This window comes from Nostoc sp., assembly GCF_036918015.1.
Lineage (GTDB): Bacteria > Cyanobacteriota > Cyanobacteriia > Cyanobacteriales > Nostocaceae > Nostoc.
Map to the genome: position 1 here is coordinate 44,426 of NZ_JBALEO010000009.1, position 16,575 is coordinate 61,000.

Below are 16,575 nucleotides of genomic sequence, written 5' to 3' on the forward strand. Positions count from 1 at the left end.
AATTTATCAGTTGCCTGCGATAAACTTTTGCGCTTGTTCGATGGCGGCGTTTAACTCTTCCTGACTGCTAGCTTTCACCTTGAGTTTTTTACCGTTAGCCTCAACTTCCAATTCAATAGTTTTGTTGCCCAAGCGATCGCCCAAAAATCCCAGCAATTTCTTAAAATTGGCAAGGCTCACCTCTGCCTGCAACACCCCCACTAGAAAACCACCAACAGATTTGGCTCCTTGAGGTATTTCTGTAGCTGCTACTAGTTCAGCACTTTCAACATCTAAGTCTTTGATTTCTCGCAGCAGATTCCGTGCTTCTCGTTCTTGCTCCTCTGCATCTAAATCTGGATTACTAAGAGCGATCGTCAGTTTGACATTAGATTCAGAACTCATTTTGTGCCCTTTTAGGTTTTTCAGCAGTTGATGGTCAATAGTATTTCTGTAGTATATCGATTGACATCACTTCTTCTATGTAAATTTCCTGAAACTTTTTCAAGATTTTTCCAAAAACTCATAAAATTCAGGCAAAAATCTGGTATAAACACAGAACATCCCTCTTCAATAGTTTCAAAACTTAGAGGCAATCAACAGTATTTCATCTGACAGTCGTTTCGATACAGCAATTTGTTTTACTACGCTTGCGATCGCAAACTAAATTACGAGTTTGTCCTTGCAACTTCTTTAGAAGCGATCGCAAGATATAACTATTACAAAACGACGTAAATCCAGCGACTATCTCAAATAACCAGACAAGGGGCTGAAGCCCCTTGCTAAAGGTAGGCAAACTTGCGCCACAGTTGTCAGGTTAACTAAAACAAGTCTAAATCTGTCACAGCACCAATACTGCTAGAAGATACCAATTTGGCATATTTCGCCAACACGCCTTTAGTGTAACGCGGAGCCGGAGGTTGCCAGTTTGCACGACGACGGGCCAGTTCTTCTTCAGATATATTCAACTGCAATAAACGAGCCGGTGCATCAATAGTAATACTATCGCCTTCTTCTACAAGCGCGATCGCCCCACCAACTGCGGCTTCTGGTGCAACATGACCAACCACCATCCCGTAAGTACCGCCAGAAAAGCGTCCGTCGGTAATTAATCCTACCGCATCACCCAATCCAGCCCCGATAATTGCTGAAGTGGGAGCCAACATTTCTCGCATTCCAGGGCCGCCTTTAGGCCCTTCGTAGCGGATTATGAGAATATCACCAGCTTGAATTTTACCCGCCAAAATTGCATCTAAAGAGGCTTCTTCCGATTCAAACACCCGTGCAGGCCCGGTAATTACTGGTTTTTTCACGCCGGTAATTTTGGCGACAGCCCCTTCCGTTGCCAAATTACCTCTGAGGATGGCTAAATGTCCTTGAGGATACATCGGGTTATTCCAAGGACGAATCACATCTTGATTGGCAGATGGTTCTTCCGGGATGTCTGCTAATATCTCTGCAATGGTTTGACCGCTGATGGTGAGGCTATCACCGTGTAATAAATCATGCACAAGTAACATCTTCATTACTTGCGGAATGCCGCCAGCTTTGTGCAAATCTGTAGCAACATATTTACCACTTGGTTTCAAATCACACAAAACGGGAACGCGGGCGCGGATAGTTTCAAAGTCGTCTATAGTTAAATCTACCTCAGCGGCGCGGGCGATCGCTAAAAAATGCAGCACTGCATTGGTCGAACCACCGACTGCCATAATCACAGAGATGGCATTCTCTATAGATTTGCGGGTGATAATTTGACGAGGCAAAATTTGTTTCCGAATGGCTTCGACTAAGACGAATGCTGATTTTTCCGTGCTGTCGGCTTTTTCGGCATCTTCCGCGGCCATTGTCGAAGAATAGGGTAAACTCATCCCCATCGCTTCAAATGCTGAAGACATGGTGTTAGCTGTGAACATTCCCCCGCAGGAACCAGCACCCGGACAAGCTCGACCTTCAACTTCTAATAATTCCTTTTCGTCAATCTTTCCAGCACTGTATTGACCAACAGCTTCAAAAGAACTGACAACAGTTAAATCGCGTCCGTTGTAGTGACCGGGTTTAATTGTGCCACCATAAACAAAGATAGCCGGGATATTCATCCGAGCCATTGCAATCATTGCCCCTGGCATATTTTTATCACAACCACCAATAGCCAGCACACCATCCATACTTTGTCCAGTACAGGCGGTTTCAATGGAATCGGCAATCACTTCCCGCGACACTAGGGAATATTTCATCCCTTCAGTTCCCATCGAAATCCCATCGCTAATGGTAATCGTACCGAACACTTGCGGCATCGCCCCAGCAGTTTTAATCCCCACCTCTGCCCTTTGCGCCAGTTGATTTATCCCCATATTACAGGGAGTGATCGTACTGTAGCCATTGGCAATGCCCACAATGGCTTTATTGAAATCTTCATCTTTAAAACCAACTGCACGCAGCATAGCTCGATTAGGCGATCGCTGCACTCCTTGCGTCACAATTTGGCTTCTCAAATTCTCCGACATCTTTTTTCCTTCCGTGCCATTATCGCAATAGTTGCGATTGTATTACCTGATGATTTTCTCATGACTGGGCGGCGCGATCGAATATGAGTAATTCTCTATGTTTCACCGTGTCTTTTGGTCAGCCCTAATTAGAATAAATCTTCATCTAAGCGTTTGTATAAAATAGGGATGATTCTTGTGTGTTAGGCAGAGTGCCGGAAATACTAGAGATAGCAATACAAATTTAAATATGAAAAAAAGTCATTGCCCCAAGCTGAGGCTCTGACTTTCCACGTTTATAGCTTAGTATATTGATTCCGGTGCAAAGATGAAGAGACTCTAACTTTGCACTAGAGTTATTCTTCAAAATTATATCTGCCTTGAAAATAGTGACTAGGGACTGAGGACTGGGAAAGAGATGTTTTCTAATCTCTAGTGCCTTCTGCCTTCTCCCTTGGCGCTAGCCTCTCCCTTTGGGAGAATGGGAGATGCTAAAAGCGATCTGCCTCCTGCCTTATTTTCAAGGCAGGAATATTAAATTAAAGAATGAAGTCACTTGATACTACTTGTGGCGCTCCTATAAGGCGAATTTGAAACTCAGCCGACCGATCCCCATCAGTGCTACCTTCGAGAATACCTCCTGAATAACGGATTTGACCGGGTGCGGAGAATTGGGCACTCCCAATGAAAGTGAAAGCTTGGTTGCCCCCAATAGTGGAGTTGGCATCGATATTAAATAGATCGATTCGATCGCCTAGCAAATTACCGTTTCCACGAAAGTCAGTGATTAAGTCGCGTGACGAAAGTGGACTATCAGAAATTGAGTTGTACTTGAAAATATCATTACCCGATCCTCCAGTGAGAATATCATTCCCACTACCGCCAGTTAGGACATCATCCCCATCACCGCCGATGAGAGTATCAGTCCCAGTACCGCCAGTGAGAATATCTTTGCCAGTACCGCCATTGAGCCTATCGTTGCCACCACCACCGTTAAGAGTATCGTTACCAGCATTACCAAAGAGGCTATCATTGCCACCACCAGCGTTAAGGAGACTGTTGCCACTACCACCTACAAGGGTACTGTTGCCACCACTAACATTAATGATATCGCTCTGACCATTATTGCTACTACTGCTACTGCTATGACTACTAGAGCTGGCACTAACACTGCCGCTACCGTAGGAAATTGATATTGAACTTGCCATTGATGAATTTCTCCTAAACTTAGAGGGGAAAAAAATTACGTCTTTACTTCCCCATTATAAAACGGCATTGCTGATTAAGAGTATGAATTTGATTTCCTTCAAATGCATAAAGTAAACAATTTCAAACATGGAATTTGGGAATTTCATACTTTCATTCAGCAATGCCGAAAAAACAAGGTAAAAAGATCAAGAGTGGGAATATATTCTGGAATAAACCTGACAAGAACAGGTCTTTACTATTAAGTTTGAATATTTGAGAATATTTGAGAATATTTAAGAAGTACTAGATGTATTTGATCATGTTTACATCAAAATTGCACAAAAAATCATCTGATATCCTTGTACCTTATGTTTTCAGTTGTTTCAGTTGGAAAATACTAAGGGAATAGGAGATTTTTTCTACGTAATTATATAGACTTGAGTTCATTAGTACTGTATTCATAATAACAATACTATAGTATTACCCTTCAACAGACTTTTTTATAAATAGAAAAAAGAATAATTAACTTTCTTTTATTCTCTGGCCAGAATAAAATCGCAAGCCTTTGTACTGATAGAGTTGGTTTTGCATATTGGTATTTGTTTAGTGGTTTCTGTAGTTATATATAACAAATAATTGCCAATAAGTTAAAAGCTTTGTTAGACGCATGAGACGAAGAAAAGCCTAAAGATTTGTGTAACTTGAATTCGTTTTCAGTCTTAAGACTGGAAATGTGTTTCGAGAGGACTGCTGCTTATGGTAAAGCCACTGGAGGCAGAGCCTTACAGGATCGAGGCTCTATTTGAACATGAGTGCCATTCCCTTCTTAGACCAGTGCGTAGGCGTAGCCCGCACTTCGGCTGCGCTCAGTGACCGTCGTAGACATCCATCGCGCATCCCTAGCGTTACAATTTGACTATTGTGGCATTATCACAACTTTTGCGATTGTATTAACAGATTTTCTCATGCATACGCGGCACGATCGAACCTTGGCAAGCATTGGTAATTTTCTATTTTTTAGATGTGCTTCTGTTAGGTGCTGTTGATATGAGAAACTTTGTTAGTATTTAACTGTGTTTGACTATAGCAATATCATTATTGAGAGGTTAAAGCGTACTGAATTTTCTCACAATTGCAGTATGTTTTGCTTTGCACCTAAATTATTCTTCAATATTAGACTTATTGCATAAATCATAAATAAGACCCCACTCCTAAGCGCTTGCTCTTAGAAGTAGGGTGTTGAGCGCTTTTGCAAGAGGTGTATTAGATTAGAGGATGATGTCGCTTGCTATTAGTGGTGGTGCTCCCGTCAGTCCAATCTCAAACTCAGCCGACAGATCCCCATCAACATTAGCTTGAAGAATACCTCCTGAATAACGAACCTGACGGGCTGCTGAGAATGCGCCAGCACCAATGAAAATGAAGGCTTGGTTGCCTGCTACACTGGAGTTAGCATCAATGGTAGATAGATCGATTTGATCGCCTGCAAAGATACCGTTTCCAACGAAGTCAGCGATAATATCTCGTGATAAACCAGTCGGACTATCTGAAACGAAGTTGAAATCGAAAATATCGTTGCCAGCACCGCCAATGAGAGAATCAGTGCCAGCACCGCCATTTAAAATATCGCTGCCAGCACCGCCATTTAGGGTATCGTTGCCAGCACCGCCATTTAGGATATCACTGCCAGCATTACCGTTAAGGATATCACTGCCAGCATTACCGTTAAGGGTATCGCTGCCGACATTACCGTTGAGGATATCGCTGCCAGCACCCCCATTTAGACTATCGTCACCGGTATTGCCGTTAAGGATATCGCTAGCAGCACCCCCATTTAAGATATCGTCGCCGGCATTGCCGTTAAGGATATCGCTGCCAGCACCCCCATTTAGGGCAGGGCGAAAGATTAGTGGGAAACCGTTAATGGTATTGTTGTCATTAAAAATGGTACCGTTGATAATTGCCATTATTAAGCTTCTCCTGAACTTAGAGGGTAAAAAATAACCTCGTCACTTTCCCATCAGAAAACGGTGTTGCTGATTAAGAGTATGAATTTGGTTTCCCCCAAAGGTGTAAAGGAAACAGTTTCAAATATTGAATTTTTAAATTTCACACTGTCATTCAGCAACGCCGAGAAAACAAGGCAAAGAAATAACGAGTGGGAAGAGAGAACTGAACTACAACTGATTGGAAAAGGTCTTTGCTGTTAAGTTTGAAGATTTGACAAGCACTAGATGTATTGATGATGTTGGCATCAAAATTATGCCAAGAGTGATGTGATATCCTTCTGTTTTTACTGCTGCTTGCAGTAGTAGTTTGCTATGGAACAAGCAAATTTCCTCCTACAGAAGCGCATGGCTTTTTGAAGTTTTGATTCTATTCATAATCACACAAACTATAGTATTACTTTCAAACCTACTTTTACCTATCTATAAGAAAGAGTAATTAGCCATTTTTTATTCCTCTCGCTAAAGTAAAATCGGAAACCTTTGTTCAGATAGGGTTAGTTTTAGTTTTTGAGATTTATTTGGTGATTTATTTGGTGATTTATCTAGTTATGTATAAGGAAGTAATTGCCTATAACTTAAAAGCTTTGTTAACCAGTGCGTAGGCGTAGCCGGTCGTAGACATCGCGACATCCCTTGCGTTACAATACGCCTTCTCAAATTATCTGACATCTTTTTCATTAGGTGGCAGTTCGCAACAGTTGCGATTGAATTACCTGATTTTCTGATGTAGACGCGGCGCAATTTAATAACTATAAACTATCAGAAAGGCAAGCTAAACTTATCTTTATTTGCAACTATTCAATTATCAAAATTCTGCATTCTGCCTTATTTTCAAGGCAGATAATATTAAATTAAAGGATAATATCGCCTTCTACTAGTTGTGGCGCTCTTGTAAGCCGAATTTCAAACTCAGCCGACAGATCAGCATCATTACTACCTTGGAGAATACCTCCTGAATAACGGATTTGACCGATTGCAGAGAATGCACGACTCCCGATGAAAGTGAAGGCTTGGTTGCCCTCTTTGGTGGAGTTGGCGTCGATGGTAGATAGATCGATTTGATCCCCTGCAAGGATGCCGTTTCCCACAAAATCAGCGATCGCATCCTGTAACAAACCAGGTTGACTCTCTGAAATAAAGTTGAAATCGAAAACATCGTTACCCAATCCTCCAGTGAGAACATCAGTTCCACCAACACCAGTGAGGATACCACCGTTACCAAAATCACCGCTAATCGTATCATTGCCAGATCCACCAACTAGGCTATCGTTGCCTAATCCGCCAACAAGGTTGTCGTCGCCAGATCCGCCGTTAATCCTATCGTCGCCAGATCCGCCGTTAATCTTATCGTTGCTAGATCCGCCGTCAATCTTATCGTTGCCAGATCCAGTATTGATGATATCGTCGTCAGATCCGCCGTCAATGGTATTGTTACCATTACCGGCGTTAATCGTATCGTTGCCAAATCCGCCGACAATTGTATCGTCACCAGATCCGGTATTAATGCGATCGTTGCCAGATACACCGCTAATTATATTGTTCCCCGCTCCGGCGTTAATCGTATCGTTGCCAGAACCGCCGTTAATCGTATCGTTGTTAGATCCAGCGTCAATCTTATCGTCGCCAGATCCGCCGTCAATCCTATTGTTCCCAGATCCGCCGTTAATCGTGTCGTTGCCAGATCCGCCTTGAATCCTATCGTTGCCAGATCCGGTGTTAATTATATCGTTTTCATATCCACCATCAATCGTATTATTGCCATCACCAGCGTTAATCGTATCGTTGCCAAATCCACCGCCAATTGTATCGTCGCCAGATCCAGTATTAATGCGATCGTTGCCAGAAACACCGTTAATTATATTGTTCCCCACTCCGGCATTAATCGTATCGTTGCCAGAACCAGCGTTTATCGTATCGTTGCCAGAACCAGCGTCAATCTTATCGTCGCCAGCTCCGCCGTCAATCCGATCGTTGCCAGATATGCCGTTAATCGTATCGTTGCCAGATCCGCTTTGAATCCTATCGTTGCCATTACCACCTTGAATCTGATCGTCACCGTCAAATCCGCCGTCAATCGTATTGTTGCCAGCTCCGCCGTCAATTATATCGTTGCCTCTTCCCCCGTCAATCGTATCGCTGCCAGATCCGCCCAGAAGGCTATCATTACCGTTTCCGCCGTTAATTCTATCGTCGCCAGAACCACCGTTAATCGTATCGTTGCCAGATCCGCCCCTAATCGTATCGTTACCGTCAAATCCGTTGATGATATCAGGCAGGACAGAAAAAGAATTACCAAGATTGTCAGGCTGATTAGTACCATTAATGGTTGGCATAGTGAATTTATCCTGAATTTATAGGGTAAAAAATTACTTCGTCACTTCTCCATTGGAGAAATAACGAGTGGGAAGATATAACAAATTAGACCTGATTAGAACAGGTCTTTGCTGTTAAGTCTAAAGATTTGAGAAACACTGGATCTATTGATGATATTGGCATCAAAATAGATTGTGCCAAGAGTCATGTTATGTCCTTGTACCTGATGACTTCACAGTTTCTAGCAGTAATCTACTAGCAAATAAGCAGATCATCTCCTATGGAATTGCATAGGTTTTAGGACATTTTTACGGGATTCAGAATAATAAGAGTATGATACTACCTCAAGCTTACTTTTTTCTATATTTAAGAAATAATAATTAACTCTTTTTTATTACTCTTGCTATAACGAAATATGAAATATTTTTTCAGATAGAGTTTTTTGATATATCATTCAGGGGGAAAAAGGCTTTTCCGATTTTTGCACAGATGCGGTAATCATAAGTAATTAACGGGACTTGATATCACGATACTTTTTTGATTTATCAAAAAAGTGGCATTCATTTATAAGACTGAATGCCACTTTGTATTTCTCAAAATTTCTGATGACGGAGATATTTTACCCAGGTAGAGTTATCCCAGTCACAGCGATCGCACCAGCGATCGCACTGGCAGCAAGAGAAGTAATCGCTGTGCCAAATATCCACCATGCAGCATTGGCAACGGTTTTCTTGGTTTCTTCGGCTTGCTTTTTAGCTTGCTCTTGAATCGCTTTCAGGCGTTTTTGAGTTTCTTTCTGGATGCGTTCGGCTCGTTGCAATACGCCATCCCGCGCCGATTCTATTTGGTTAATTATGCGGTTGGCATCTGCCTCGGAAATATCTTCACGAGAACTCAATACAGCAACTAAGGTGTCACGATCGAATTCACTGAGGCGATCGCGCAATGCTTCAAATCCAGCTTGGGGATCGTCGAAGACTTTTGCAAAGTCTTGCTTAATGCCTTCATAGTTGAGTTCCGAACGATCCAGGGAGTTGAGGTAGTTGCGAACCTTGGCAAAAACTCCATCTAACACTGATTGTACTCTCTGCTGAATCTGCTGGAATTGTTCGACAATTGAGCTGCGAACAGAATCAATTTGATCCACAATTCGATTAGCTTCCTCTTCTGAAATATCCTCACGTTGAGATAATAGCGCCACAATTGTCGAACGGTCAAATTTCGCGGCGCGATCGCTTAAACTCCCAATTCCAGCACGGGGAGAAGACAGCAGCAATTGTAAATCGCGTTTGATTCCTTCGGGGTTGAGTTCTTCTTTGTTGGTATTACGCAGATATTCTTCGAGATTGGCTTCAAAATCTAAAGCTTGTTGAGTGGTGCGCTTGGCTAAACGTCGTGGCGCTCTCAGAATATCACCAATGGCATCTTGAGCGCGATCGATGATCTGATTAACTTGCTCTTGGCTCAAGTCGCCGCGTTGACTCACGAGTTTAACTAAGGTTTCTCGATCGACATTAGATAAGCGATCGCGCAGTGCTAAGGCTCCAGCTTGAGGATCGTCGAGTAATTTTTCCAAATCGGCTCTGATACCTTCTGGATTAAGTTCTTCCAAGTTGGTATTGCGGAGATATTCAGCGATCGCTTTTGTAGTTTTCTCGTACTGTTCTTTCGCTTGTTGCGGTACTTGCAAAATACTATCTCGGACTGCTTCAAGTTGATCGAGAGTTTCGTTTACCTGTTCTTCGCTCAAATCTTGACGCTGACTGAGCAATTGTACCAAGGTATCGCGGTCAAATTGCGATAAGCGCGATCGTAAAAGGCTAATTCCCGCTTGCGGATCGTCTAGTAAAACTCTAAACTCACGTTTGATCGCTTCGGGATTGAGTTCGTCTTTGTTAGTATTTCGCAGATATTCTTCAACTCTTTGGCGCAGTTCATCGGCTTTCGCCTTTGCTTGCTCTTGCAATTCTCTCGCACCATTCAAGAGATTGTCGCGGTTGCGTTCCAGTTGACTAACAATGTTATTAGCTTCCTCTTCGCTGATATCTTGACGCTGTTGGAGCAATTGTACAAAAGTATCGCGGTCAAATTGCCCGAAGCGGCTACTTAAATCTTCAAAACCAGCTTGTGGATCGTCCAACAACTTGCCAAAGTCTCGTTCAATACCTTCAGGATTGAGTTCCTCTTTACCCGTCGAACGCAGATAATCTTCAATGCGGCTGCGGAAATCTTGTCCTTTTTCGCGAGTTTGAGCCTGTTTGACAGTTTCTAAAACTTCCAGGCGATCGCTTTCCATTTGTTCGGAAATTTCTTTCACCCTAGCTTCGCTAATATCACCGCGCTGCTTCAACAAGTTGCTGAAATATTCTTGATTAATTTCTTCCAACTCTCGTCTCACAGTTGTCGGATCTGCATTTACGTCATAGATGACTTCTTTAAATTCATCTACTAAGGTAATTCGGTTAAAGTGCCAAGGGAACGAATGCAATATGTAGTCTTCTACATCTGCCTTAATTGCATTTTCCAGTGATATGGGTAATTTTGCAGATACTTGCTCAGTTGCCTGTTCTCTAAACTTTTGAAATTGTTCTGTGACTTTCTCAACATCGACATCTTGAACTTTTTCTTTCAGTTTTTGCAACTGAGTTGTAATTTTGTTCACATCGATATTAGAAAGGTTTACTCGTTCCAGAACTGCTGGTGCGGCTGCACTTAAGCCATACCTAATAGCTTGTTTGATTACACCATTGCCATTACCGCCTCCGATTGTAACCAGTTCTTGAAGGCGTTCGCCCAATTGCTCAGAATTAAGTTCTTCAGGAGTAGCGGACTTGAGTAAATTAATTACTTGTTCTGTGGGATTTTTGCGATTTAAAGCTTGTTGCCATGCACCTTCAAATTGGTCAGTAATGTTATTGATATCTTCTTTAGATAAATCGCCACGGCTGCTGATTAAGTCAACAAATGTTTGACGATTAAGGTTTTGCAATAGATCGCTATTAGCAACAGATTGCAAATCTGTATCCTTAAGAAGTTGGTCAAATTGACTCCGAATTTCTTTGATATCCAGCTTTGGCAATTGCAGAGAACCTAAAGAACTTTGGAGGGTATTTTTAATACTTTCAGAATCAAAACCTGAAGTTAATTCCCGCCGGACTGCGGCTGTAATATCTTCAGCAGTAGAAATTAACTGTTTTTTTGCAGTATTAGCACCGATGCCAGCAGTTGCCGTACCCATCAGAGTTTGAAAACCAGAAGTGACAGTATTAGATATAGAACCAATTAAAGAGCCTACCGCTGATGAACCCAACCAAATTACTAGTGAAAAATAGGTAGACCAAATGACTACACCAATAATTGCTCCTAAAAAGGCGCTTTCGATTAGGCTAAGTTTTACTGCTAAAAAACAAGCAATAAATAATGCAATGCTAACGGTTATTAACGCCCAAGCACCAACTTTCGCTTGACCTTTACGAATTGTCTTACCCAAACCTTCAGACTCATCATCAGAATCTGAGCCAATTTCCCAAGATGAAATTCCGACAGCGACTGAAAAGTTTGTCAACAACAATTGAAAGGCAAATGCCATCAAAACCCCAGCTAGCAGTGCTACTAACAATTTAGGCCCAGAAAAAACAACTGACGCTTCTTCTGGAGTTAGTACTTCCTGAGCTAAAGTTATGGGCGCTAATCCAAAAGATAGCCAATTCCATTCAAAAACAGTTAAAACACCTTGAAACATCGGATTTTCTCACTTGTACTCAATTAAATACCCATTCATAGGCTTATTTATCAGCTTAATTATCATTTATGTAAGCCGGCACTTTCTTAGGTAATAGGTTGGTTGTCCAAAAGTCGTATTTAAAAGAAATAAATATTTATCTTGATCTATTAAAAAAAACTTATGATTTAGTCAATATTTTTTCTCAAAGAAAATTTATTAAGCAAAAGTAAATCTCATAAAACTGTATCTACCGATATACCAGGTTATGAGCGAGTGAGTTATGGTAGCAAATGTTAGAAAATAACATCTTTTGGTATCAATTTTCTCAATATCTTAATAAAATTGATACCAGATAATAATTGTTATAGAAACTTTAGAAAATAAAATATATTTTCTACTTAAGATTTAGTTACTAACTTTAGATAAAACCACCTATATCTAATGATAGAGATAAAATTTCTTCCAAGCGATTGATGAAAAATAAATAGAAACATGTATTAATAAGGGTTATTACGAGCTATGAGTTAGTAAATAATTGATTTTTGCTGAGGAGAAAGAATAATGGTAGTAGGTGTACATAAACGTGCTGTAGGTGTATTTTCTCATCGCCGAGATGTTGAACATGCTCTACATGAATTAAAAAAAGTTGGCTTTGACATGAACAGAGTTTCTGTCATTACCCAAGATGGGGACAAAGACGATATTGCTGGTGCAGATGTGAGCGATCGCGTTGGCGATCAGTCTGACGAAGGTGCTAAAGTCGGAGCAGCTACAGGCGGTGCTTTGGGCGGATTGGCTGGTTTATTAGTCGGTCTTGGCACTTTAGCAATTCCTGGAATCGGGCCAATTATGTTGGCTGGAGCCGCAGCAACTACACTAGCTACAACTCTCGCTGGCGCTGGTATTGGTGCAGTGGCTGGTAGTTTGCTTGGTGCATTAATTGGTTTAGGAATTCCTGAAGAACGGGCTAAAGTTTACGACGAACGTGTTAAACGAGGACACTATTTAGTCATTCTCGATGGTACAGAGGCAGAAATACTTAGAGCAGAAGCAATTTTAAATCATCAGGGTGTGGAAGAGTTTGGCATTTACGACCACCCAGATGCGACAAATGCAACCACTGGTTATGTGACTCCAACTCCTACTGCGGGTTATAGTGGTGTTGCGAAACGGGCGATCGGGGTATTTTCTCATCGTCGAGATGCTGAAGTCGCAATTACAGAATTACGAGATGCAGGTTTTTCGTTGAATCAAGTCTCCATTATTGCCAAAGATACAGACGGTCGTGGGATCGGTGGTGTAGATGTAGATAGAAACGTTGGTACTGGTAATAAAGCAGACGATGGTGCAAAAGCTGGAGCTGCTACAGGCGGTGTTCTAGGCGGCTTGACTGGCTTATTAGTTGGACTTGGGAGTTTAGCAATTCCAGGAATTGGCCCCGTGATTGCAGGTGGCGCAGTTGCAACAGCTTTGGCGACAACATTAGCTGGTGGTGCGATCGGTGCAGCAGCAGGGAGTATTGTAGGCGCACTTGTTGGGTTGGGAATTCCCGAAGACAGAGCGCGAGTATATAGCGATCGCTTCCAAAAAGGTGACTACTTAGTAATTCTCGATGGTACAGACGCTGAAATCCACCAAGCTGAAGGGATTCTCAAGCATCGAGGTATTGAAGAATTTGCAATCTATGATGCCACTGAAATTAGTGAATATCGTCCAGGTTCCGACCGAGTAACGCATAATGACGCAGCAGTAGTTGATCCCATTCGCCCCAATTACTCAACAGAGCCTAATAGAAACGATCCTGCTGTAGTTATTGTCGATCGTCGTGATGAAGTACTTTAAGCTAAAGTAGTTTTCACTCGCACAAAATTGCAGGAGCAATAATTTGAAAACTTTGCTCCTGACTACCAAAACTTGCTCCTCACTTTTGCCGTAAATATCCACATATTTCACTTTCTGATTCAGAATTAAACCAATGAAAAAGCTAACCCCCTTTGTAATTAGTTGCCTTTTAGTGTTTGGTGTTGCTGCTTGTGATAACGCTTCTAAAACAAGTGAATCTGCGCCTAACAATCCTAATGAGGCTCCCCAAACACCGACTGCAAAAACAACAGAAGCTTCTCAAAAAGACGCACAAAGTGAAGTTCGGAGAAGACAAGCTAATTCTGATATTCGCGCCCGCGAACAGCGCAATAATACCACTGGTGGCGATACAAAAAGAGCTAAAGCTGACTTAGAAAGTGAAGTTCGCTCCAAATTAGAGGTTAATATACCCAAGAGCCAATTAACAGTTAACGCCGCAGACGGCGGTATTGTGACTGTCGCCGGAACTGTCACCAATCAGCAAGAGTTGGCTAAAATTGAAAAATTAGCTAAGGAAATTAAAGGTGTCAATAGTGTAGTTGTGAAAGCAACTGTTGCCAAAGTCACTAACTAAGGCAACTAACTAATAAATCAAAGCGAGCAGGTAGGCGTAAAGAGATTTAAATGCACCTGCTAAACCTGAGTGGTCAGTAATAAGTTTAACTGACCACTAATAATTGACAACTGACAACCTTAATAACTATATTTATTGATGCTCAGTTCAGTTATACAAAGTCTTGTAGTTATCAAACATAAAAACTATGGAAACCGAACAACAGCAACGTGAATCCATCAATACTTCCTCATCACAAGGTACGCTAGCACTTGAAGGTACTGATACTGCAAACTTGCCAAAGTTACCGCCAGCACCTGAACCTGAATCTCAATGGCAGCAAATTAGCAGACAAATTTCTCAATTTTTAGAGCAACTACCCCAATACTTAAGTGACTTTTTTCGGGACTACAAGCAGACTCTAATAACTATTGCTTTAATTTTGGCGGCAATTGTTACAGCTAGAGTAGTACTGACTGTACTAGCTGCAATCAATGATATTCCCCTACTCTCACCACTTTTTGAGTTAGTTGGAATTAGTTACACCAGTTGGTTTGTTTTCCGTTATCTACTGAAGGCTTCAACTCGCCAAGAATTAGCCGATGAAATTCAATTACTGAAAAGCCAATTCGTGGGCGAGTAAATTTACTCACCATTAAATTAGGATTTCCACGGGCAAATAGAATTTACAGCTATACAAACTCTCGCCCGCCTCTGCGGGCTTGGGTAAACCCTTCTATAGTTGCGTTTTCTAATTGCCCTTTTAATGTTAGGTTGACTCAACTAAAACCCTTGTTCTACCAAGAAATGTAAATCAACAGTATTTAGCCGGATTCCATTTTAGTCTTTTAGATACATCAAAAGATAGAGAATATAACATTATTTTAATTTTAAGTCACTTCTCAAGATAGTAGTTCGGAGATGAGAAACAACCTAATCTAGTTTTTGAAGTTATTTAATAGATTCTTTAACGAGGACATAAATTATGGCTAATGAAGCAGTTAAGAGAGATACAGATTCATCCGATCGCGCACAAGCCGATACATACGATCGCGGCATTATCCCAGCGGAAACAGCTGCTCGGATCGAAAGAGAAGGAGCTAATTACAAAAAACTCCCCACAGAAGAAGGCCAAGCAGATACATCTACCAATGACCAAACCGATCCAGAAAGTATAGACACCACTGGGGGTTACACTGTAGACAAAGAAGGTTTGTCGAATAACTATGCAGTTGAACCAGAAATGTACTACGAAGAACCGGGTGATGCACGCAAAGCAGCAGCAGAAGATACGGCACAACGTGTTGAAGAACTTGGAGAAATTAATCAGGACGAGGAAGGCAAGTTGACAGATAAGGGTGACAGCCGCGGTAGAGGCCCAGGAGTAATTTAATTAACAACTCTTTTGCTGGGTGTAATTATACGTAAGAAAGCTAAATAGGTGTTTTCTAGAGACGCAATAACTGCGTCTCTAATTTTATGGGCAAATAAAGCACAACCTGACATATCAGAATTTTTTAGCTTTTGATACATTGGGCTTGTAATAACTTGTGGTAGCCCATGTTAGAAGAAAAGCCCTTAGTTATCACTAAAGAAGATGATTTATTGCCGCTATTCCCACGTTTACCAATTCTCACAAGTCTTCAAGCAGGTTGGCACGGTGCTTCATTTGGATATATGTGTCAACCTGCTTATGAATTTCCTGAAGTTTGCACTTCCTTGTGGCACTCTCTTGTCATTTTTACTCATGGAGCGCGGGTAATTCACGCTGAACGGAAAATGGATGGACGCAAGCGCCATGACGCTGTAGTTGGAGGTGATATTATGATTACTCCCGTTAACGTCGGGCATCAGGCGACTTGGGATGCAGAAGGGGACTTTATTGTACTTGCTATTGAACCACAGATTTTTGCTTGTGCAGTTGACGAAACAGCAGATGCCAGACAGATTCAACTTTTGCCGCACTTCGCCACACCCGATCCCCTAATTTATCAAATAGGGCTAGCACTGAAAGGCATTTTGGAAAGTGATCCTCTAGGGAGCCGTCTTTACGCAGAGACGATGGTAAATGCCTTATCAGTACATTTGATGCAACACTATTCCACGCGCAAACCGATATTAAAAACATATAAAAATGGTTTACCACGTCGTCAATTACAGCAAGTTATAGACTACATTCACGAACATCTTGACCAAAATTTAGGTTTAGCAGAGTTGGCGGCGTTACTACCAATGAGTTCCCATTATTTTTCCCAGCTTTTCAAACAATCTACGGGGATGACTCCTCATAAATATATAATTTACTGTCGCGTGAAACGTGCCCAGGAATTATTACTGAAGGGGAAAATGACAATAGCTGAAATTGCTGGTGCAGTTGGTTTTACTAGCCAAAGCCATCTAAATTTTCACTGTAAGCGACTAACGGGTGTAACTCCTAAAGCTATTCAACAAAGATAGGAT

The 16,575-nt window shown here is 41.6% G+C and carries 11 protein-coding genes; 5 read left to right on the forward strand and 6 right to left on the reverse strand.

Annotated features, from left to right (window positions below; translation table 11 throughout):
• Positions 1-6 precede the first annotated feature (6 nt).
• The 6 genes from V7K61_RS01745 to V7K61_RS01770 form a co-directional block, all read right to left on the reverse strand.
• Positions 7-384: a hypothetical protein gene (locus tag V7K61_RS01745; RefSeq protein WP_335050397.1), complete on the reverse strand. Its 378-nt coding sequence runs from the start codon at positions 382-384 to the stop codon at positions 7-9.
• 416 nt (positions 385-800) lie between these two features.
• Positions 801-2,486: a dihydroxy-acid dehydratase gene (gene ilvD / locus V7K61_RS01750; RefSeq protein ID WP_335050399.1), complete on the reverse strand. Its 1,686-nt coding sequence runs from the start codon at positions 2,484-2,486 to the stop codon at positions 801-803.
• 518 nt (positions 2,487-3,004) lie between these two features.
• Positions 3,005-3,673, reverse strand: coding sequence for a calcium-binding protein (locus tag V7K61_RS01755; protein ID WP_335050401.1), 669 nt, complete (start codon positions 3,671-3,673; stop codon positions 3,005-3,007).
• Positions 3,674-4,921: 1,248 nt separating this feature from the next.
• On the reverse strand, positions 4,922-5,620 hold the full coding sequence (locus tag V7K61_RS01760; protein WP_335050404.1) for a calcium-binding protein: 699 nt from the start codon (positions 5,618-5,620) through the stop codon (positions 4,922-4,924).
• An 893-nt stretch (positions 5,621-6,513) separates the two neighbouring features.
• Positions 6,514-7,995, reverse strand: coding sequence for a calcium-binding protein (locus V7K61_RS01765; RefSeq protein ID WP_335050406.1), 1,482 nt, complete (start codon positions 7,993-7,995; stop codon positions 6,514-6,516).
• Positions 7,996-8,594: 599 nt separating this feature from the next.
• Positions 8,595-11,717: an MFS transporter gene (locus V7K61_RS01770; RefSeq protein ID WP_335050408.1), complete on the reverse strand. Its 3,123-nt coding sequence runs from the start codon at positions 11,715-11,717 to the stop codon at positions 8,595-8,597.
• Between the two features lie 543 nt (positions 11,718-12,260).
• On the opposite strand from V7K61_RS01770, the gene V7K61_RS01775 reads away from it, so the two are divergent.
• The 5 genes from V7K61_RS01775 (at position 12,261) to V7K61_RS01795 (ending at position 16,572) form a co-directional block, all read left to right on the forward strand.
• Positions 12,261-13,541: a general stress protein gene (locus V7K61_RS01775; RefSeq protein ID WP_335050411.1), complete on the forward strand. Its 1,281-nt coding sequence runs from the start codon at positions 12,261-12,263 to the stop codon at positions 13,539-13,541.
• A gap of 133 nt (positions 13,542-13,674) precedes the next feature.
• Positions 13,675-14,136 (forward strand): BON domain-containing protein, encoded by a 462-nt coding sequence (locus V7K61_RS01780; RefSeq protein ID WP_335050413.1) that lies wholly within the window; start codon positions 13,675-13,677, stop codon positions 14,134-14,136.
• 187 nt (positions 14,137-14,323) lie between these two features.
• A complete protein-coding gene (locus V7K61_RS01785; RefSeq protein ID WP_335050415.1) occupies positions 14,324-14,758 on the forward strand; it encodes a CAAD domain-containing protein in 435 nt (144 codons plus the stop codon).
• Between the two features lie 342 nt (positions 14,759-15,100).
• Positions 15,101-15,508, forward strand: a complete 408-nt coding sequence (locus V7K61_RS01790; protein ID WP_335050417.1) for a hypothetical protein — start codon at positions 15,101-15,103, stop codon at positions 15,506-15,508.
• Between the two features lie 167 nt (positions 15,509-15,675).
• Positions 15,676-16,572, forward strand: a complete 897-nt coding sequence (locus tag V7K61_RS01795; protein WP_335050420.1) for an AraC family transcriptional regulator — start codon at positions 15,676-15,678, stop codon at positions 16,570-16,572.
• Positions 16,573-16,575 lie beyond the last annotated feature (3 nt).